Origin of the sequence: Aminobacterium sp. UBA4908 (genome assembly GCF_002398115.1) — a bacterium.
Taxonomy (GTDB): domain Bacteria; phylum Synergistota; class Synergistia; order Synergistales; family Aminobacteriaceae; genus Aminobacterium; species Aminobacterium mobile.
Genome location: NZ_DHCG01000004.1, coordinates 284413 through 305793, shown reverse-complemented (window position 1 = coordinate 305793; position 21381 = coordinate 284413). Strand labels below are relative to the sequence as shown.

General features: G+C 44.8%; 17 protein-coding genes. 6 read left to right on the top strand and 11 right to left on the bottom strand.

Annotated features, from left to right (window positions below):
* Positions 1-91: 91 nt before the first annotated feature.
* From B4J50_RS06010 to B4J50_RS05985, 6 genes are all read right to left on the bottom strand, one after another.
* Entirely contained in the window at positions 92-1285 is a 1194-nt protein-coding gene (locus B4J50_RS06010; RefSeq protein ID WP_286847054.1) for a glycine C-acetyltransferase, read from the bottom strand.
* 171 nt (positions 1286-1456) lie between these two features.
* Positions 1457-2410, bottom strand: a complete 954-nt coding sequence (locus tag B4J50_RS06005) for an NAD-dependent epimerase/dehydratase family protein (RefSeq protein WP_286847052.1) — start codon at positions 2408-2410, stop codon at positions 1457-1459.
* Between the two features lie 83 nt (positions 2411-2493).
* Positions 2494-3744 carry a dicarboxylate/amino acid:cation symporter gene (locus B4J50_RS06000; protein ID WP_286953989.1) on the bottom strand — a complete coding sequence of 417 codons (1251 nt, stop codon included), beginning with the start codon at positions 3742-3744 and terminating at the stop codon, positions 2494-2496.
* Between the two features lie 302 nt (positions 3745-4046).
* Positions 4047-5297 carry a glycerate kinase type-2 family protein gene (locus B4J50_RS05995; protein ID WP_286847046.1) on the bottom strand — a complete coding sequence of 417 codons (1251 nt, stop codon included), beginning with the start codon at positions 5295-5297 and terminating at the stop codon, positions 4047-4049.
* A 155-nt stretch (positions 5298-5452) separates the two neighbouring features.
* On the bottom strand, positions 5453-6109 hold the full coding sequence (locus B4J50_RS05990) for a response regulator (RefSeq protein WP_286847043.1): 657 nt from the start codon (positions 6107-6109) through the stop codon (positions 5453-5455).
* 17 nt (positions 6110-6126) lie between these two features.
* Positions 6127-9390 (bottom strand): sensor histidine kinase, encoded by a 3264-nt coding sequence (locus B4J50_RS05985; protein ID WP_286953987.1) that lies wholly within the window; start codon positions 9388-9390, stop codon positions 6127-6129.
* 343 nt (positions 9391-9733) lie between these two features.
* Here B4J50_RS05985 and B4J50_RS05980 point away from each other — a divergent pair, with 343 nt between their 5' ends.
* From B4J50_RS05980 to larC, 3 genes are all read left to right on the top strand, one after another.
* Entirely contained in the window at positions 9734-10918 is a 1185-nt protein-coding gene (locus tag B4J50_RS05980) for an NAD(P)-dependent malic enzyme (protein ID WP_286847037.1), read from the top strand.
* A gap of 272 nt (positions 10919-11190) precedes the next feature.
* Complete coding sequence (gene larE / locus B4J50_RS05975; RefSeq protein ID WP_156923311.1) at positions 11191-12018, top strand: ATP-dependent sacrificial sulfur transferase LarE; 828 nt, start codon at positions 11191-11193, stop codon at positions 12016-12018.
* Between the two features lie 25 nt (positions 12019-12043).
* Positions 12044-13294 carry a nickel pincer cofactor biosynthesis protein LarC gene (gene larC / locus B4J50_RS05970; protein ID WP_286847034.1) on the top strand — a complete coding sequence of 417 codons (1251 nt, stop codon included), beginning with the start codon at positions 12044-12046 and terminating at the stop codon, positions 13292-13294.
* A gap of 97 nt (positions 13295-13391) precedes the next feature.
* Here larC and B4J50_RS05965 read toward each other — a convergent pair whose 3' ends face one another.
* From B4J50_RS05965 to B4J50_RS05955, 3 genes are all read right to left on the bottom strand, one after another.
* Positions 13392-14522 (bottom strand): alanine racemase, encoded by a 1131-nt coding sequence (locus B4J50_RS05965; protein ID WP_024821401.1) that lies wholly within the window; start codon positions 14520-14522, stop codon positions 13392-13394.
* Positions 14523-14601: 79 nt separating this feature from the next.
* Positions 14602-15801 carry a M20 metallopeptidase family protein gene (locus tag B4J50_RS05960; RefSeq protein WP_286953985.1) on the bottom strand — a complete coding sequence of 400 codons (1200 nt, stop codon included), beginning with the start codon at positions 15799-15801 and terminating at the stop codon, positions 14602-14604.
* A gap of 15 nt (positions 15802-15816) precedes the next feature.
* Entirely contained in the window at positions 15817-16998 is a 1182-nt protein-coding gene (locus B4J50_RS05955) for a membrane protein (protein ID WP_024821399.1), read from the bottom strand.
* A 441-nt stretch (positions 16999-17439) separates the two neighbouring features.
* On the opposite strand from B4J50_RS05955, the gene B4J50_RS05950 reads away from it, so the two are divergent.
* The 3 genes from B4J50_RS05950 to B4J50_RS05940 all read left to right on the top strand — a co-directional run bounded on the left by B4J50_RS05950 (position 17440) and on the right by B4J50_RS05940 (position 18420).
* Complete coding sequence (locus B4J50_RS05950) at positions 17440-17664, top strand: DUF3343 domain-containing protein (protein WP_024821398.1); 225 nt, start codon at positions 17440-17442, stop codon at positions 17662-17664.
* A 75-nt stretch (positions 17665-17739) separates the two neighbouring features.
* Entirely contained in the window at positions 17740-17904 is a 165-nt protein-coding gene (locus B4J50_RS05945) for a hypothetical protein (protein WP_156923309.1), read from the top strand.
* A 120-nt stretch (positions 17905-18024) separates the two neighbouring features.
* Entirely contained in the window at positions 18025-18420 is a 396-nt protein-coding gene (locus B4J50_RS05940) for a hypothetical protein (RefSeq protein ID WP_024821397.1), read from the top strand.
* A 62-nt stretch (positions 18421-18482) separates the two neighbouring features.
* Here B4J50_RS05940 and B4J50_RS05935 read toward each other — a convergent pair whose 3' ends face one another.
* Together B4J50_RS05935 and pepV are read right to left on the bottom strand one after the other, a co-directional pair.
* Positions 18483-19829, bottom strand: a complete 1347-nt coding sequence (locus B4J50_RS05935; protein WP_286847028.1) for an FAD-dependent oxidoreductase — start codon at positions 19827-19829, stop codon at positions 18483-18485.
* A gap of 129 nt (positions 19830-19958) precedes the next feature.
* Positions 19959-21350 (bottom strand): dipeptidase PepV, encoded by a 1392-nt coding sequence (gene pepV, locus B4J50_RS05930; protein WP_286847026.1) that lies wholly within the window; start codon positions 21348-21350, stop codon positions 19959-19961.
* Between the last annotated feature and the right edge of the window lie 31 nt (positions 21351-21381).

The following is a 21381-nucleotide window of genomic DNA, read 5'->3' as shown; positions in this document are numbered from 1 at the left end:
GCGGGCTATGATATCGGCTATAGCTGGGTCTGTCTTTACCAACACTTCCCATGACTTCTCAAACATAGAAACCTCTCCTTTCTCTCTGGTGCTACTTGCGTGATGAAATAATTTTCATTTCCTCGCCTACCATCTGGAATTTCTCCAAAGCAAAATCAAGATCTTCCTGAGTGTGGGCAGCAGAGACCATAACACGAATCCGAGCGGTACCCATGGGGACAGTGGGGAACGTAATAGCTCCTGCAAAAACTCCCTCGTCGAAAAGTCTGGCACTGAAACGCTTTGCGTCCAAGGCCTCGCCGATGATAACAGGAGTAATTGGAGTTTCGCTATGCCCTATATTAAATCCAAGATTTTTCAAACCTTTTTTAAGGTAACGCCCATTCTCCCAAAGACGATTGACTCTCTCTTCGCTGACAGACAGTTCCTCAAGAGCCGCAAGGTTAGCAGCTATATCAGGAACAGTCATAGCGCTGCTGAAAAGATTTGGACGGGCTTTCTGACGCAAATAGTCTATAAGTTCCACACTGCCGGCAACGAAGCCACCGACAACACCGAAAGCTTTGGAGAGGGTTCCCACTTCTACATCAACACGGCCATGGAGATTAAAGTGGTCTACAATTCCTCGACCGCCACGCCCTAATACCCCTTCGCCATGAGCATCGTCCACCATAACCATGGCACCATGCTTTTCGGCTACCTCTACAAGCTGAGGCAGTGGGGCTATATCTCCATCCATGGAAAAGACCCCGTCAGTAATAACAAGTTTCCGGCAATTATGATCGTCATAGAGAGAGAGCTGAGCATCCAAGTCTGATGGGCTCGCATGCTTAAAGCGCACGACTTCAGCGCGACTCAGGCGGCACCCATCAATAATAGAAGCATGGTTCAACTCATCGCTAAAAATCAAATCTTCTTTCCCTACAAGGGGTGGTATGGCAGAAAGATTAGCGCAAAAGCCGGACTGGACCAGCATCGCTGCCTCAGCCCCTTTAAACTGAGCGAGTTTCTTCTCAAGTTCGACGTGAATAGCCAAAGTTCCCGCAATGGTCCGGACAGCTCCAGGACCAACTCCCCACGTATCTACATATTTTTTTACTTTCTCTATGAGAGATGGATCATTACAAAAACCCAAATAGTTGTTAGAACAGCAGGAAAGATATTTTTTACCGCCAATTTCAACCCATGCTCCCTGAGGGCTGGAAATTACAGGAATATTTGTGTAAAGTCCCTCTTGTTTAAGTCGGGCCAATTCTTCTGTAATAAATGTTTTCTTCACAGTCATATCTCTTCCCCCTTTATAAAATTGGAACACTCCTCTTTATTGCCGCCCCCTGTTTTTTCTCATATGGGGAATACATCTCCCATTACAGGGCCCACCATTACTGGCTATACTGGATGAAATTACTATGGGGCGACTAACAGCCTTGTGACACAAAAAATAAATCCCAAATTTTTATTTTTTAAGCAGTTTTTCTTTCAGGTGCTTTAACATATCCTCTGTCATTTTATCGAGGTCATACTGAGGATTGAATCCCCACTCCTCTTTTGCCGCACGTACATCCAGAGAATTGGGCCACGACTCAGCAATAGCCTGTCGTACCGGATCTACTTTATAGCCCATAGTGAAATTGGGCATGAATTTTCGAATGGAGGCCGCAATTTCTTCCGGCTCAAAACTCATGGCGGAAATGTTGAAAGCATTGCGGTGCTTTAACTTCGCGCCATCAGCTTCCATGAGCTGAACCACAGCATTGATGGCATCTGGCATGTACATCATATCCATATATGTTCCTGCCGCGATAAAAGAATCATAATGACCATCTGTAATAGCCTTATAATAGATATCCACTGCATAATCAGTCGTACCACCGCCGGGCTCTGTTTCATAAGAGATGAGTCCTGGGAAACGAACACCTCGAGTATCAAGGCCATATTTCAGATGGTAGTAATCGCACAACAGCTCTCCTGTTACCTTTGTAATCCCATACATAGTGGCTGGGCGCTGGATCGTATCCTGGGGAGTATGGTCTAAAGGCGTTCCTGGACCAAAAGCCGCGATAGAACTTGGGAAAAATATGGCCGTTCTCTTCTCTCGCGCCACTTCAAGAACATTAAAAAGTCCACCTGCATTGATCTGCCAAGCGAGCTGGGGCTTCATTTCACCCACAGCTGAAAGCAAACCCGCCAGATGCATAATTGTATCGATATTATATTTTTCAACAAGCCCTGCAATAGTTTGGCTTTCTCGAACATCAAGTATTTCGAAAGGGCCATCGCCTAGCTTTTCTACGCCAGTTGTCTTTACATCAGAACCAATAACATGGTCAGCACCATATCCCTTACGAAGTTTTTTTACCAATTCTGTTCCTATCTGACCTAAACAACCTGTAACTAAAATATTTTTCACTACCCATGCCCCCTTCACAATTTACTGCGGAAAACATTTTTCCAAAAATATGGAGGACCTCCGAAGAGGTCCTCCTCTTTATGCTAATGTGTATAAGCCTCTGACGTCGTAGTTGTTGACGTCGTAGTTGTTGACGACGTAGTTGTTGACGACGTTGATGTTGATGAGCTGCCTGTCATTTTGTCTACAATCAAAGCGATGGCTCCGTCACCTGTAATATTACATGCTGTGCCAAAGCTATCTTGGGCCAAATAGAGAGCGATCATGAGGGTCAGCATATTAGGATCGAAATGCAACATGGACTCCAACACACCAAGGGCTGCCATAACAGCTCCGCCAGGTACGCCAGGAGCTGCGACCATGGTGATACCCAGCATAATGATAAAAGGAAACATGGAAGCAAAAGAGAACTGCATTCCGTGAAGCATCATAACGGCAATGGCACAACTCGTAAGGGTAATAGTGCTGCCCGACAAGTGGATAGTGGCGCACAAGGGAATAACAAACTGTGCTACCCGGGGAGAGACCTTATTTTCTAGTGTCTGACGCAGGGTTACAGGGATTGTAGCAGCAGAAGACTGAGTTCCTATAGCTGTAAGGTACGCTGGAATCATATTTCTAATAGCTTTAAAGGGATTTACTTTCGCTACTGCTCCAGCAACAGTGTACTGGAAAAGAATAATCGCAAAATGAAGAGCAATGATAACGACATACACTTTCAAGAACACCGACATAATCATCTGAACTTCACCAGCATGGGTCATGTTAGCAAAAATACCACAAATATGGACTGGGAGCAGGGGGATGATAACAGCACTGATCAGTTTCTCTACTATCGACTGAAATTCGTGCATAACGCTGTTGAGGCTTTTGCTATTGATAACGGCCATTCCGATGCCAAGAATAAAGGCAATGAGCAAGGCACTCATAACACCCATCAGAGGTGGCATATCGATTTTGAAGTACGGTGCCAACAACGCCTCCTCAGGATTTGTCGCTGAAGCCAACATGCTGCCTTCCTGTATAATTCTAGGGAAAATCGCCGTATCTACTGTATATGCAACAGTCCCTGAAATAAGGGTAGAAACATACGCAATCACCACCGTAAGGAAGAGGATCTTCCCTGCGTTGTTTCCGAGATCTCCAATGCCTGGGGCCACAAATCCGACGATAATGAGAGGAATAACAAAACCGAGGAAGTTCCCAAAAATACCATTAAAAGTAGCTAGACTTCTAACTACTACTTCCGGCATATAAGCCCCAAACACTATTCCTAAAACAATTGCAATAATGAGACGTGGAAGAAGACCGAGCTTTTTTTTCTTTTCTTGCATTCGACTGCACCCTCCTTCGTTATTGTACTGCCAACATCACATTTTAGGTACAGCCACCATAGAGTACTATCAGCAAATAGCTGAAAATACATCCTTTAAACGCTACAAAGGATGATGTTTCTCAGTAAATCAGGAAGATCAAGATGATACTTTAGACCTAGATATCATTGTAGGGTCTCTATAGTTACATGTTTTAAATTATAAATTTTTCTCTTAAAAAACCTGGGAACATTTCTACAAGAAAACATTTTATCAAAAAAAGGATGAAACAAAAGAGGGGAAATACGTACCTGGTCAGCCCGTTACAGCTTCTTTACGAGCAACACTGTAAGATCGTTCACATTCGTGCCAGTTGGACCTGTTTTTATGAGGCTGTTCGCCATGTGTAAGGCGTGGTAGGCATTGTTGTTTTCAAGTAGGGTGTAGGGATCTGCTCCTCTATGATATATTTTTTCAACTGTCTTCCCATCCACTATACCTCCAGCAGCATCAGTAGGCCCATCGGTGCCATCAGATCCAACAGAAATAAGAGCAACGCCAGGCATATTCTGTATCTCCAAAGCCGCAGCCAAAGCCAGTTCTTGGTTACGGCCCCCTTTCCCCTTCCCTTTCAAGTGAACAATTGTCTCTCCACCCAATATAATGGCGCAAGGAGGCTCAAGCGGACGAGAATAGGCTCTTTCTTCTCTCGCTATCGAAGCTAAAAAAGTCCCCGCTTCTCTTGCTTCGCAGTTAAGTGTTGTCGTCAAAATAAAAGTTTTATATCCGAGATCATGAGCCTTCTCCGCAGCCTTTTCACAGAGGGTTTTTACGCTCCCTGAAATAAATGTTTCTACATTGCTTACTTTTTTCGGCGTCTCCTCTTCAAGGATCTTAAAGAAACAAGGTTTCATGGAGAGATTGTAACGAGAAACAATTTCTAAAGCTTGTCTAGACGTAGTGGCATCAGGATAAGCCGGACCAGAAGCGATGCTATCGAGGCGATCTCCTAAAACATCAGAAAGGACAATAGAGTAAATATGAGCTGGAGCTACCCATTGGGCAAATTGCCCACCTTTTACAGCGGAAAGACGTTTACGAATTGCATTTATTTCCACAATATTGGCGCCACAACGGAGCATTTGATCTGTAATTTCTATAAAATCTTCAAGGGTTACTCCTTCTTTAGGTTTCTCAAAAAGAGCGGAACCACCTCCAGAAACAAGAAAGAGTACCTGATGGTCTGCAGAAAGGTTTTTGGTAATTTTCAGCGCTTCTGATGTAGCCTTTAAAGAATTTTCATCTGGCAGAGGGTGCCCCGCTTCCCAAATAGAGAGGTTAGCAAGAGGGCCACGGCTGTGATGATACTTTGTAATGACGATACCTCTTTCTATCTGATCCCCTACCTCATCTACAGCGGCTTTTGCCATGCGCCAGGCAGCCTTCCCTATAGAAACAAGAATAATTCGCCCCTTACAAGGTTTCTTCCGAAGCTGCTCCCGTACCGCACGCTCTGGTAAAACAGCGTCGATAGCATACTGAACAATATTTTTCGCGTCTCTGTGAAGAGTCATAACCGAACCCCTTGTCGCAAATGGACACGACTCCCTATAATGAAATTTTCTTTCCCAAATGCTCCTGCCTTCGCTTCGGATCTGTACTCTTCTTGTCCTTCGGAAGTTTCTCTGTATAACATCCTTCGCTTCACCCTTCCCCTCACAAGCTTTAACTACTGTTGATCTGAGGAAATAAGACCTTCTCTAATAGCATATTTCACTAAATCTGCTATGGTCTCAAAGCCAAGTTTTCGCATGATGTTTTGCCGATGGGTGCCGATGGTTTTTACGCTCAGGTGGAGAAGATCTGCTATCTCTCTATTGGTCTTCCCCTCTGCTAGATGTATTAATACCTCCCGCTCTCTGGCTGTAAGTTTTTCCTCTCCCGGAGACGTTCCCTGCTGTACAAAATGCACGTACATGCGCGCTACTATTTTCGATACGCTTGGTCCAAGGTATATTCGTCCTTCATAGACTGTCCTTATGGCTTCAACCAACTCGGTAGAGGCACAATCTTTTAGAAGAAACGCTTTCGCTCCTGCCCGAAGCATTTCAGAAATAAAGTTGCGATCTGCATACATAGAAAGAGCTACCACTTTCGTTTCAGGAGCCCGAATCTGAAGCTCTTCTGTTGCCTCGATTCCATCCATTCCAGGCATTTTTATGTCCATAACTACAATATCAGGGCGAAACGACTCTGCCAAAGCCACTGCTTCAAAACCATCCCCAGCTTCGGCAACAACAGAAATATCTGGTTGCCGTTCAATGAGAAGACGTAATCCTTCCCGCACTATTTGATGATCATCGGCAAGTAAGATGCGAATTGTCATGCCGTACACTCCTCTCGTTATTTAAAGGAATTAACTGGCACAAATATAGTTATACGGACGCCTTTCCCTTCCTTCGAGGTGATGACCAAGTGCCCACCCAGAGAACAAAGGCGCTCTCTCAAGCTGAAGAGACCAAAAGTTTGTTTTTTAGAGATCCCGTCATCAATTGAGTGAGCATCGAATCCTTTTCCCGAATCAGACACCGTGAGACAAATGGTTCCGGCAGAACAAGACGTTTTAACATGAGCCTGCCGAACTCCGGAATGCTTCACTACATTCATAAGAAGCTCTCGTAGTGCCCTGAAAAGAAAGGCTTTTAAGTCATCATTCATTTTTTCGGGAAGGCCGCGGTTTTCGTACGATACCTGGAGGCCATAGTTTTCTTCCATCTTTTCAGCAAGCCATTCCACAGAGGCTGGAAAACCTAAACGGTAGAGCACTGGTGAACCTAACTCAAAGGTCAACGTTCTCGTACTTTGAATAGAGCCCTCAAGTGTTTGTAAAATACCATTAATATCATCTTTTATCTGCCTCTCTTCTACACACTCTGAGAGTAAGGCAAGTCGAATCTTTGTTAAAGCCAGATTTTGACCGATAGAATCATGTACCTCTTCTGCAATACGTCGACGTTCTTTCTCCTCTGCCATAGAAAGGGCTGAAGCTAAGCCCCTTAATTGATCGCGATATGCCTCCTCCTGCAAACGAGCCTTTTCAAGTTTCGTATTAATACAACGAAGCTGTTCATTATTTTTTTCCGTAACAAGCCGCAACCTTCGTTCCGTCTCCTTCTCTTGTCGGTTCTTGAGATATTTCTGTACAAACCAGAAGAGAATAACGGTCAGAAACATATATCCAACATAGGCCAACGGAGTCTTCCACGGCGGCGGAACTACATACAAAAGCAATGATGTTCCCTCTTTGTTCCAAACATCATTATTATTTGAACCCATAACTTTAAACGTATACCTTCCAGGAGGAAGATTGGTGTAATGAGCATAATGTCGATTCCCTGCCGAAACCCAGTCCATATCAAAACCTTCCAGTTTATAGCGGTACTGATTCGACTCAGGATGGGTGTAGTCAAGAGCTGAAAAATCTATGGAAAGGAAGTTATCTCTATAGCTGAGGATAGCCCACGGCTTCCCATCTTTCGTACGGTAGGGCTGAAGCGGTTTATTCATAACCAATACTCTGTTGATGACAATAGGAGGAATGTGGGAGTTTTCCCAGACATCAGTGGGGAAAAAGCTGTTACAGCCATTAATGCCCCCAAAATACATGCGGCCGAAAGAATCTTTAAAAGTAGCAGTTGCGTTAAATTCCTTTGCCTGGAGCCCATCCCCCAGATTGTAATTTCGAACAGCGCCTGTCTTAATATCATATTGGGAAAGACCGTTTCCAGTGCTGATCCACAAATTTTTATAATTATCTTCCAAGATTCCTCGAATGGAGTCGCTCACAAAGCCATCTTTTGATGTGAGGAGGGAAAAGGTCTCATACTTCCTATCGAAACGACAGAGTCCCTCAGCTGTCGCTATCCAAAAAGTCCTGTCACGGTCTTCATAAATAGAAAAAACTCTATTCCCCGGAAAGCTTTGAGAATTGGTGGGATCATAGAAATAGTGTTTTACACTGTTATTTTGAAGATCAATGCAATAAAAACCATTGCTTACAGTCCCTATCCACAAGGTCTTTTGGCTATCTTCAAATAAGCAGGAAATAAGATCTTTCTTTAAAACATCTGCTATGGGAGACGACCATGGGATAGAATAAAAAAGACCTTCTTCCTGAAGGAAACGATACAAACCTTCCATTGTGCCAACCCAGAAAGTACCGTTTGAATCTTCCAATATGGAAGTTATTTTGTTACTTCCACTAAGAGAGGATTCAGAAAGCTGATTCAGAAAGAGAGTAAAGTCTTGATTTGATCTGTTGAAACGACAAAGGCCATTATCTGTTCCAACCCACATTGTTCCCTCTCTATCGCGGAAAAAGGCAAGCACTCGATCGCTGGATACGCTTTGAGAATTATCTGGATTATGGCGATAATGCTGAACGGTTCCATTATTCATGATAACCTTGATCCCATTTCCATAGGTACCTACCCATAAAGAATCGTACCCCTCTTTATAGACCGCATACACATTATCACCCGACACTTGACGGATAAGAAAAGACTTGCCATTGTATCGTTGGAAGGGGCGCTTCAGATGAAATTTCTCTACCCCTCCGGAATGGGTGCCCAGCCACACGATACCTGTAAGATCTCCCAGAAAGATCGTATCTTTTCTATCGCCATAAATGGCCCGGATCTTATTATCCCGCAAGGAATGAGGGTTGTCTCTTTCTATCTGATAGGTCAGGACCTGCTTCGTTCCTCGGTCATACCGAAGAAGTCCCCCTCCATCTGTGACAATCCACAGGTCTTCAAAGATATCTTGATATAAACCCGTAATGGTACTTGAAGAAACAACTCTGTTGTTTTCATCTACAAGAGGAATATACTCAAACCATTTTTCCCGCGTGTGGAGGAGATAGAGTTGACCAGACTCCGTCCCAATCCAGAGATTCCCCTTTCGCCCATCAGTAATAGCCGTAATGGCAACGTAGGGAAAGACAGTCGGTCGATAGGTCTGGAAAATATCATTCCCTTTATACTCACTCAGCCCTCCATCAGTCCCTACCCACAACGTTCCTGTTGTATCAACAAAAAAAGCAGTGATCTTATTCCCGCCCAGCCCTGATTCATCGTCACTTTTAAAGATACTCCACGTGTTGTTTGAAGGATTGAAACGTGCAAGCCCCTTTTGGAATGTTCCTACCCAAATATTTCCTTTTTTGTCTCCAATTACTTTAGAGATCAGGTCTATAGGAGGAAACGTTTTCGAGTTAGGTGGATAATGATACACACGAAAAGTTTCGGTAACAGGATCAAAACGATTCAGCCCACCACCGAAAGTTCCCACCCATAAAAAACCCTCTGCATCTTCATATAAAGACGTTACAATATTGTTCGACAGGGATGTAGTGGAAAAGGGCTCATGTCGAAACACCCGAAATGTATAACCATCGTAGCGGTTCAACCCACCATCAGTTCCAAACCACATGTATCCACGGTGGTCTTTCAAAATGGCATTCACGGTGGTCTGTGATAAGCCTTTCTCCAAGGAAAGATGCTCAAACACAATTTCATCCCGTCCCGAAGCAAAAGCTGGAATGTGTGCGAGAATAAGAATGAAAGAGCACAGAAGTATAATTTTTCTTTTGTTGCCGACCACCATGTCACCTCCGTAAAAGCTCTTTCGATAATTGTATCACGGAGATTTTAAAGACAAAAAGGAGCCCGGGGAAACAGAGGATGTTCCTGTAACTTAACTGATCGGGTAATGGCTGTTAATCCTTTTCGGGGAGATCTACAGGAACGTTTAGAAAAAGCAAACCCTCCTGTAGAGGGATGCTCACGAATTACAGCAAATATCAAGAAAGATTACGGGAAATCCTGTCCCATTAACCCGAGACGAAAAGGTGGTTGGACAAGTAGAATATTGAGATGGGGAGATCATCGACACTATTCGTCGAGTTTTGTAACTTTCTCTCACAAAGAACACCTACAAGGAGGACACAATGAGAAAAGAAGAAATCTATGCACAAGCACTGGAAGCACATCGTCGGACGAGAGGAAAAGTAGCAATCACGAGCAAACTTCCCGTGGAAAGTATGGCCGATCTATCCATTGCCTACACTCCTGGCGTTGCGGAACCTTGCAACGAAATTAAACGGAATCCCGACGCTGTTTATGAAGTAACCTCCAAAGGAAATATGGTTGCCGTTGTTACCGATGGGTCTGCAGTTTTAGGGCTGGGAAATATTGGGCCAGAAGCAGCTCTTCCCGTTATGGAGGGCAAAGCCGTGCTCTTCAAGCGATTTGCCGGAGTTGACGCTTTCCCCATCTGCATTAAATCTCAAGATCCTGATGAGATAGTACAAACAACAGCTCTTATCACTTCTTCTTTTGGCGGCATAAACCTCGAGGATATTTCAGCTCCACGCTGTTTTGAAATTGAACGGCGTCTTAAAGAAATATGTGACATCCCTGTTTTCCATGATGATCAGCATGGTACCGCTGTTATTGTTCTTGCAGGTATCATCAATGCCTTGAAGATAGTGAAGAAAAAGATAGAGGACGTAAAGATCGTAATGAGTGGTGCTGGAGCAGCGGGAATCGCTATCTGCCGGTTCCTTCTCTCTGCTGGAGCGCAAAATGTTATTCTCTGCGATCGCGGCGGTGCTATTTACGAAGGACGACCCAATAATATGAACTGGGCCAAAGAAGAAATCGCTCAGCACACAAACCCTTCAAAAGAGAAAGGGAATCTGGCTGATGTCCTTAAAAATGCCGATATTTTCCTTGGTATCTCCGCTCCTGGCGTTATTACCACTGAGATGGTAAAAACCATGGCTCAAGATTCTATTATCTTCGCTATGGCCAACCCCACTCCCGAAATCTATCCCGACGAGGCCAAAGCCGGAGGAGCCGCTATTATAGCCACAGGACGCAGTGATTTCCCCAACCAAATCAACAACTGCCTCGGATTCCCCGGTATTTTCCGTGGCGCTCTTGACGTTCGAGCAAAGGAGATTAACGAGGAAATGAAACTGGCTGCCAGTCATGCCATAGCAGCCCTTATTTCTGATGATGAACTTTCTCCAGAACGCATTATTCCTGAAGCTCTGGACCCTCGCGTCGCCTCCGCTGTAGCGGAAGCAGTTGCCCGAGCCGCGAGAAAAACAGGAGTTGCTAGAATCTAAAATTCATAACACAGGGTATTCTTAAAGCGAGAGAAAGACGATGGAATCGTCGCCTCAGATTGCAGACAAAGCTCCTTGGAAAAGTTTTTCTGAGGGGCTTTGTCTGCTTTTATAAAGAGCTGACGAAGCCTCTCCCTCATTAATTCGATATTTCGGCCATAGATCCCCCCTTAACATCCCTAGGCGACGAGGAAGAGTTTTTATCTATTCTCCCCTTTTAGATTTTTTTCATTTCTGGATGGTACAATCATGAAATGTAATTGAGAGAGCAGGTGAGAGATTTGAGTCGTGATGTTATAAGCAAATACCTAAAAAAGGACATTTTGGAGAAACTGGAGAAGAGTCGTTGTTGTGTCATCTCATTTTCAGGGGGAATTGATAGCTCAGTTCTTGTGGGCATTATGGCGTCTCTCATCCCCCCACAAAAAATACACGCCGTTATGTTCAGGTCCTTCCTCCATTTTGCGGAAGAAATGGAACGAGGCATTCAATATTGTCACAGTCTCGGGGTCACGCTAAAGCCTCTCCCAGGCCCAGAACTTTATATAGAAGAGGTTATGAAAAACAGCGCGGAGCGATGCGGGTACTGTAAAAAAGCCCGTGCCACAGAACTTTTAGACGTAGCCCGCTCTCTTAAAGCAGACCTTATCCTTGAAGGTTCCAACGCCGATGACCTGAAAGATCCTTCCCGTTTGGGAACAAAAGTCTTACAGGGCATACCCCAGATATTCTCGCCTTTAGCGCAATCAAACATAACGAAACAAAAAGTACGCGAACTCGCTAGGGATTTAAGAATATCATGGTGGAACGAGGAACCAACAGCTTGTCTGGCCACAAGATTTCCGGAAGGGCATGAACTGCAAGCTTGGGAATGTGCCCAGGTAGCTAAGGGGGAATGGAATCTACGAAAGGCAGGATTTCGCCAAGTTCGAATACGAGTTTTTAAAGATATAGCCTGCCTACAGGTTCCACTGCCTCAACTTGAGCAGATTTTGTCCAAAAGGGAAGAGGTTATAGGGATAATAAGAGATGCAGGTTTTAAACAAATCTTACTCGATCTGGAAGGATACGAGTGGGGGCGAAAATGGATTGTAGAATGAACAGAATAGGAAGGATGGACAGCCAATGAAAATTCTTTACTTAGACTGCTTCTCCGGCATTTCAGGAGACATGTTTCTCGGAGCTCTTCTCGACCTCGGCCTAGATAGAGACGAGTTTTTGAGGAAGATGAGCACACTGCACATTCCTCATGGACATTATCACGACCATGGGCATGAACATGTCCACCATCAGGGCGAAGGGTATAACATTCTCGTTTCTGATGTAGTTCGGAAAGGGTTTTCCGGCATCAGCGTGAAGATAGAAAGTAGCGAAGATCACCCCCATCGAGGTCTCATGGACATATGGGAGATTATCGATAAAAGCAGTCTTTCCCAAGAAGTAAAAGACAAGAGTAAAAAGGCTTTTCTCCTTTTGGCCACAGCGGAAGGGAAGGTTCACGGCCTTCCGCCAGAAAAGGTACACTTTCACGAGGTAGGGGCTGTCGACTCCATTATGGATATAGTGGGGGCCTGTGTACTTATAGAGATGCTCTCTCCAGATAAAATTGTATGTTCTCCTCTTAACGTTGGGAGTGGCACCGTGGAATGTGCACATGGAATCCTTCCTGTGCCAGCTCCAGCAACGGAACAGCTTTTGGCGGGCATTCCTATTTATTCTGCGGGAAGTCCTATGGAGCGAGTTACACCCACGGGAGCTCTGCTCGTAAAAATGTTTGCCCACGAATTTGGGAACATACCTGAGGGAATTATTCTTCGCAGTGGACGAGGCCTTGGAGAACGGGAAAGTGATCTTCCTAACTTCCTGCGAGCCATTCTTCTTGAAAGAGAGAACGAAGGAAAATCTTCCACCGCTACTAAGGAAGAACCTTTTTTACGAGATGAGGGGATCGTGTTAGAAACAAATATCGATGACATGAATCCCCAATATTACGAGCCAGTAATGGAGCGTCTTTTCTCTGCTGGGGCTATGGATGTATGGCTTGATCCTATTATCATGAAGAAAGGCCGCCCCGCTATTCGGCTTTGCTGCCTCGTGTCGGAGAATATGGAAGAGAAGGCTGCCGAAATAATCCTCAAAGGAACAACAACCTTAGGACTTCGTCGATATAAAGTGGATCGAATAAAGCTACATCATCACATTACTCCAATTGAGACAACTTTTGGCCTTGTCCGCATTAAAGAAGCTTGGTGGGGAAAGGAGCGCCTTCGTGTCAATCCTGAATACGATGACCTGAAGCGCATCTCCAGGGAGACCGGCATTCCTCTCAATAAATTGCGAGAAGAAATACTGCGCCAGATAGACAAAAACATCTAAAACCAGGAAAGCTCTTCTTTTTGATGAATGAAGTGCACCCCAAAAGCCGGACAGGAATCCAGCATTTGGGGTGTACTTCGTTTGAAGACGGGCTTTTTTATCGTGACATTCCCCTTGCTAAAATTTTGAACTCTTCTTGCACCTCTCCATTTCTGACCCCATACATAACCGAATATAAATTACATGTAGGGCAAGCGTGGTTAGGAATAATCTCAACCTTATCTCCAATATGAAAAGACATATCTTGAGGCGGGGCGAAAAGGCCGTGCTCATCAGATAAACTATAAAGATAAACAGATGACCGCTCTTTAAGAACACCAAACCCCCTACTTCGTGTTATGCCATGACGCTGTACAAAGTAAGTGAGGGCTTTCGTACCACTGTCAAGAACCACTCTGTCAGGTGACGGGCAACTTATAACTGTCGCCAAGACCGAAAGGGCACAGTGTTGATATGAACCAATAACCTGCGCTTGGTCTCCATCCATAAAGATATAGGTACCTGGACGAATTTCTGTAACACCAGGTACAATATCTGAAACCAAGAGGGACGGAGTAGAGCCGACACTTAATTCCTCTACAGCAATGCCTTCTCTTCTTAATAACGTCGCTGTTTCGATCACATCTTGTTGGCTTTTTAAAGAGATGGCTCTGATTTCTGCCAAATCATTCGCTTCATAGCTATGACCATCGTGGGTAAAAAGACCCCTCAGCCTCACGGAATCCCGATAAAGAATAAGACGTGCCAGTTCCAAAACTTCTTCTCCAGGAGCTACGCCTGTTCGATGATCTCCTGTATCTATATCGATCATGACATCCAAAGGACGGGCTTCTCCATCAAAGGCTTCAGCCAACATTTTTATGTGTTCCGCGCTATCCACACCCACAGCAATCCGAACTCTTCGGCTTAAGGCAAGAAGCCGTTCCATTTTAATATCACCAACAATTTCGTTGGCTACAAAAATGTCATTAATGCCAGCAGAGGCCATAACCTCCGCTTCTCCGAGCTTTGCCACAGTAATTCCTTGCGCCCCAGCCATTACCTGTTTTTTAGCCAGATCGGGAGTTCTATGGGTTTTCACATGAGGCCGAAGCTTCACTCCCGATATGTTAGCTTTTTCCTGCATCCATCGGATATTTCTCTCCATCACATTAAGATCTACCAAGAGAGAAGGAGTATCGAGATCTGCAACCTGGCAGCCTCTATAAGGTTCCCGTAGAGACTTCATAATCTTTCTCCACCTCTATTCTGTTCTTGATTATGCCGCTATGGTTAAATGTACCATAATCAAGAATTTTTTGCCTTACTTAGCACGATGATGCCTGGAAGAAGTGAAAGGCAAAAGAAGAAAGGAGAATCACACCATCCTTCAACACATCCTCGTTAACTTGAAACTGGGGTGAGTGATGTTGTGCGTCACTCCCTTTTGCTGGATCTCCCATACCTAGAAAGCAAAAGACCCCAGGCACCTTCTGCTGATAAAAGCTAAAATCTTCAGATCCCATAACAATGGCAACTTCTTCATAACTCTCTTCTCCCTTTACCTTTTTCACGACGTCAAGAAGCATGTCTGCCATAGCATCATTATTCACCGTCACAGGGTATACGGGAGTAAAGGCGACCTTCGCCTCACAACGAAGGGCTGAAGCTATGCCGCCCGCAATTCGCCGAAGCCGCCCTTCCATACTATCTCGAATAACAGGACTGGTTGTGCGTATATTCCCCTGGATATGAGCCGTTTCGGGAATAATATTAGGAGCTGTTCCCGACTCCAGCTTCCCGACACTTACTACCACTGTCTCAAGAGGGTCAATCTCCCTGCTCACGATCGTCTGGACAGTGGATATCATCGTAGCGGCAGCAATGGTGGGATCTACTGCTTCGTGAGGTCTGGAACCATGACCACCTCGCCCCTTCACATAAATATCCCAAATATCCGCAGAAGCCATCATAGCCCCTTTTCGAAAACCAACCTTCCCCATCTGTAAGGGACTCCAGACATGAAGACCTCCAATAGCATCTACGCCATCAAGGGCCCCTTCTTCAATAAGCTGCTTGGCACCAGATCGGACTCCTGATTCTTCTGCAGGCTGAAATATGAGCCGGACTCGACCAGGGATTTGCTCTTTCAAGGAGGCCAATATATGGGCGACACCCAAAAGAATGGCAGCATGAGCATCATGACCACAGGCATGCATTACTCCATCACAAGTAGATCTCCATGGTACATCCACATCCTCCTGGAGGGGAAGGGCATCAATATCTGCACGAAGAGCGAGGGTAGGCCCATCCGCTTTTCCCGTTATATCCGCCACTACCCCGCTCTCTGTTCCGCCAAAACCTCGACGAATATTTTCATATCCAAGAGATCGAAGATTTTCTTCTATTTTTTTAGATGTTTCTACTTCTTTCCAGGGAAGTTCCGGATAAGCATGGAAATCCCGTCGCAGTTCTATTACTTTTTGTTCTATTTCCTCGGCACACACAGCAATTTGAGCATAAATCATAAAACAAGCACCTTCTTATATGAATTTGACTAAAAATCCAGCTAAAAATACAGAAGCGATCGTAACGGTTGTAAACCCAGAGACTAGCATTTTAGGAAGGATCCCCGTCAAAATAAAATCTCTTTCCTCTGATGTCTCCCCTACCGCATTCGCTACTTCTTGAGAGACGATAAAAGTACCCGGGAAACCAAAAAGGCAACAAACACCTATAGCAAGGCTCATCTCCCAAGAATAACCAAAGATCTTGGCAGAAAGAAAGGCCACTGCTACTATTCCTACAACCGATATAGCAAAGGCTACTACAATAGGTATTATAAGAGAAGCCACCATTTGAGGGGTTGCTTTGTTGAGGCTCATAAAGATAGGAACCAAAAGAGCAAAAAGAGCCAACCCCGTGGAATTTGCCTTATCAAGAATCTTATGTTCAAGAAACCCTATCTCATAAAAAATAATGCCGAAAATAAGAGCCATAACAAACTGATTGATTACTCCACCAAGAACCTTTGCAAACCAAACTGCGAGCCACCCTACTAACATGGCTTTCATAAGAAGGATAAAAGGCGTACGAAGATCTTTTGGCGTTGCGGGGAACAATCTCCATGTGGGCTGTTCTGGATCACTTTTCACTTGAGCATGCAGATTTGCCTGTCCTTGCTCTCCTTTTCGGAAAATATCTCGCAAACGTCGTCCTTCTCTGGAAAGACAAATAGAAGCTATAGGAAGACCAACAAAATTCTGAAGAACCAACAAAAGGGTCACAAAAACCAGTACAGACTCCAATCCCTTGGCTTTTGCCGCCTCACTCATAATAAGAGTAGCTACAACCCCTCCGGAGATGGGCCCCGCTGCCGTAAGAGCATATTGTTTACCAATAATAGGAGCTGCTAAAAAGAACAAGGCAATAGCTGCTGCTACAATGGCAGCCAACGCGATAAGAACAGTTTTCCACTCATCTTTTAAATCTCTCAATTTCATTAACGTTCCCATATGAACCATGAGCATGGGAATGAGAGCTAAAGAGAACTTTACAATGACTGCATCCTCAAAAAGAGTGGTGGGAATCCCCAACCAAAACCCAACCATGAAGACAATGCCTGATACAAAGAGCATGGAACATATAGCTTTTGTTTTTTGGGCGACAACGTCTCCCACCGCATATACCAGTGCTATGACTAAAAGAGCACTCACCGCATCCATAATTGTACCTCCTCTAAATAAATGCTAAAAAAATATTGATTTCAAAGCCCTATCCCTCTCCTCCTTTCTCGGGCTATAAAAATAAAAAAAGGCCAGGACCCCTTTTCTGGGGGTCCTGGCCTAAGCGCCAAAAGAAGACCTGCGCCGGTCGGCTCAGAAAGCCCCCCCGCGTCGATACCAAAAAGCAAAAAAGAAAAAGGAAAAAACAAAACTGATAAATAAAGACAAATTCATAAAAGACTCCGCCTCTTTCTGAAAATTTACCCTTTCATACCATGATTTTTACCTATCGTCAAGGAATTCTGATCAAATGTATCATTAGACAACAATAATATCATTTTTAATCCATAACAACGCGAGAAATTGTACAATAAATTTTTCTCTAAAGAAGATATACTCTCTATGTATCATTCTATTTTGGGGAGGTGTCTGAGAAAAATCATGAAATGCTTGGCTACTTTCCATGTCACAAGTATGGCACTTATGTTCGAGAAGATCTGTAGGAAAGAAGGACTGGATGTAAAAATAATTCCCGTTCCGCGGCAACTTTCGGCAAGCTGTGGATTAGCATGTAGCTATCCCTGCGATAAAGAAGAGAGCATTCGTCATATTATAGAGAAAAAAAAGATAGATGTTGCCAGCTTTCACCAAATAGAGGAGACATAGGCTCTCTCCAACATCAATATACCCATGTTACATATAGCCCCCCCCCAATGGAGGCGGCAGAGGCAGGGGGCGAATTTGGAGAGAGTGTTTACGTTATGGACAATGTCCGATACCTTGGCAATGCGAGCATCTATTGATGGCGGATCTGTAAAAAACTGTGGTGATAAGGTGGAGGGCTTATTGGCATGGAGGTTGTGGAAGCTCTTCATTCCAGAAGGGGGAACTCTGGCGTGGCCGTAAAAAATGACGCTGTCTTAAAATAAGTAAATATGCGTAACAAAACCATGTAGTTTTCTACGATCTCTAAACTCCCTGGGGGTTTTATACTCCTATTAAAAAGCAAGGAGGAGGCATTTAGAGATGAAGAAAATAGTTGTTCTTGCCGGGTTGATAGCTGTTATGGCAACAGGAATTGCTTGGGCTCATGGAGGCTGGGGGGACCGACACGGATTTGATGGGTACTCCTGTAGGGGGACTATGTACGGGCATCACTTTATGGAAGGCAACATGAGAGAAGGCACTCGATGGATATCTCCTAACGGAAATCGCCCGAACGCTGCCAATATCCCCCAAGAAATACAAAACAAGTGGAATGAAATGAGAAGGTCCCATCTTCAACTCCAGCTCGAACTATCTGAGCCTCAAGTCGATCGGAACAAAGCAACAGCTCTTCATGAAAAAATTCTTTCTCTCCGCCAAGAATTGACTCGTTGGACGTTCGAACAGCAACTGAATAGAGTCAACCCATCTAAATAGTTTTTTGAAGTGCACCTCCAAATGCTGGATTCTATGTCCACCTTTCGGGGTGCACTTCTTTACTAAAGGAACTGACGAGCTGCTATCTGAATAGGATCCCAGGGAAGAGAAAAAGGGGGAGCATATCCCAGATCAAGGTTTACAAGTTCACGGGCAGTCATACCGACAGAAAGAGCCGCAGCTACTACATCGATTCGCTTTGCTGAACCATGGGTACCAACAATTTGCGCTCCTAGAATCCGCCCTCCGGGAACTTCCGCGATCATCTTCACATTAATAGTTCCTGGCTCTGGATAATATCCAGCTCGAACATGACTTCTAATTGTTACTGTTTCATAGCGCATCCCCAGGTCTTCCAGTTCTTTTTCTGAAAGGCCTGTTCGAGCCACTTCTAGATCGCAATGCTTGCTCACGGCTGTCCCCACTACCCCAGGGAAACGTTCACGTTCTCCCCCCATATTCATGCCAGCCACTCGACCAGTTTTATTAGCTACAGATCCGAGGGGAACCCAAAAAGGGCGGTTCGCTACTCTATGCCACGTTTGTGAGCAGTCACCAGCTGCCCATACACCCTCCTCTTCCGTCTGCAGAAACTCGTCTACTCGAATAGAATCTTTGTACCCAAGAGGTAACCCTGCTTCCTTCGCCAATTTTGAATTCGGTCGAACTCCCAGGCCAAGGACCACTAAATCAGCAGGGATAGTTCGCTGATCGGTAATTACAGCTTTGATATTTCCCTTTTCTCGCTCCACTCCTTTCATGGTTTCGCCAAGATAGAGAGTGGTTCCTACATAACGAATAGCTTCAGCTATGAGATCCGCCATATCCATATCGAAAGTATTCATAACCTGGTACGAGCGGTCTACAAGGCAGACATTCATTTGTCTGATACAAAAAGCTTCCGCCATTTCAAGGCCTATATACCCGCCACCCACTACCACCACATTTCGAGGTCCTTTCTCTTCTATGTAACGCTGAAGATTGAGACCGTCTTCAAGAACGCTGAGGGCAAAAACGCCCTTTCCCTCTAAATCAGGGATGGGCGGGAGGATGGGCTGAGTTCCAGTGGCAAAAAGAAGCTGATCGTATGTATCTGTAAATATCTCTCCCGTTTGATGGTTAAGAACCGAGATGGCGCGGTTATGAAAATCCACAGAGAGAACCTCATGTGAAATCCGAGCCTGAATATTCTGCTTCTGCATAAACTCTTTAGGAGTACGAACAATAAGTTTTTGCTCATTATCAACAAGACCCGCCACGTAGTAAGGTATACCGCAAGCTGAATAAGATGTATGAGGGGATCGTTCGTAGACAAGAATTTCTGCGTGAGGACGGCGTTTCCTCACTTGTCCTGCAGCTGACATTCCAGCTGCATCGCCCCCAATAATGACAATCCTCTCTCGCTTCATCAGGGCTACCTCCTTCAGCACCGCCAACAAAGTGATCCGCTCATATAGGACCTAGCATAGTGCCAGAGAGTCAAGTCGCCTCTCCCTACCGTCGTCATAACTCGGTTCCCCGTTCAAACTTTCTTTACATCACCGTGCTAGTTCCACCATAGCATGGGCCATGATTTTTACGTTTTTCATGAGGTCTTCTATGGACCAACACTCATTCTCCTCATGGATAGTATACTTTTGCCCTGGGAAAATAGGGCCAAAGGCCACCACATTAGGCACGGATTTGGCATACGTCCCTCCACCAATAGCTAAAAGATCAGGATTTAAACCTGTCTGTTCTTTGTAAACCTTCTGGAGAGTGCGAATCAGGGGAGACTCTGGGTCCATATACAAGGGAGCTGCATGTCGAACATCTGTAACGGCTATTCCCTCTTTTTCCAAAGCTTCTCTCAATGGGTCAAGAACGAGAGAATCTTTTTTTGTCACTGGGTAACGGATATTTAAAGTAAAATGGACATCAGACTCATTCCCGTCTATTGTGCCTAAGCACAGGGTAAGAGCTCCAGATATATCATCATTCATGGCTATTCCCAGCGATGTTCCATCAGTTTCCATTCCTATAAGGGATGAAAGGGCGTGAATAAACTGTTTTTGACTCTTCATGAGGTCCATGGATGAAAGAATATCCACAAGACAGAGAATGGCATTGACACCAAGGTGAGGCGTGCTTCCATGGGCGGGAACTCCTTGCACCTCAATAGTAATTGTTCCCTTTACTCCATCCTCTACTATTTTAAAGCCACTCCGCTCCGGCCCATTCCATGCATCCACTATTGAAGCAATTCGTCTCCTCTCTTCTGCAGAAGCGCGAATAACGACTTGAGCCGTAGCCGCTACTACATTAGGAGCAACCCCTCCCTTAAAGGAAACAATTTTTACAGGACCGTCACCAGAGAAGGGAAAATGACACGTTAAGGTTAGAACCCCTTTTTCCGCGTAAATAATAGGATACTCTGCGTCAGGAGTAAATCCGGCTGCCGGCAGTTCCTCTGTTTGTATATAACGAGCCATACACTGGCTTCCCGACTCTTCATTCGTTCCAAAAATTATACGAATCCGTCGTTTCAGTGAGATATTGAGATCTTTAATAGCCTTTAATGCGAAAAGAGCACCAATAGTAGGCCCCTTATCGTCAAGAACCCCTCGTCCCCAAATAATGCCATTTTGAATCTCTCCTCCAAAAGGAGGATACTTCCATCCTGTCCCCTCAGGAACTACATCAAGATGCCCCAATATGGCGACGATCTCCTTCCCATCGCCCCATTCCCCGTACCCGGCCATATTATCCACGTTTTTAACACGAAAACCGAGCTGAGACGCTACATTCAATGCATGATCAAGTGCCAGTTTCACATTTCTCCCAAAGGGGGCACCCTCTTCAGGAACCCCTGCAACACTGGGAATACGCACCGATTCCTGTACTGCGGCTATGAGTTCATCTTTAAGCCCATCTATTGCCTTATCGAGCATATATAGTCCCTCCTAAGGTATATTGTGTAAA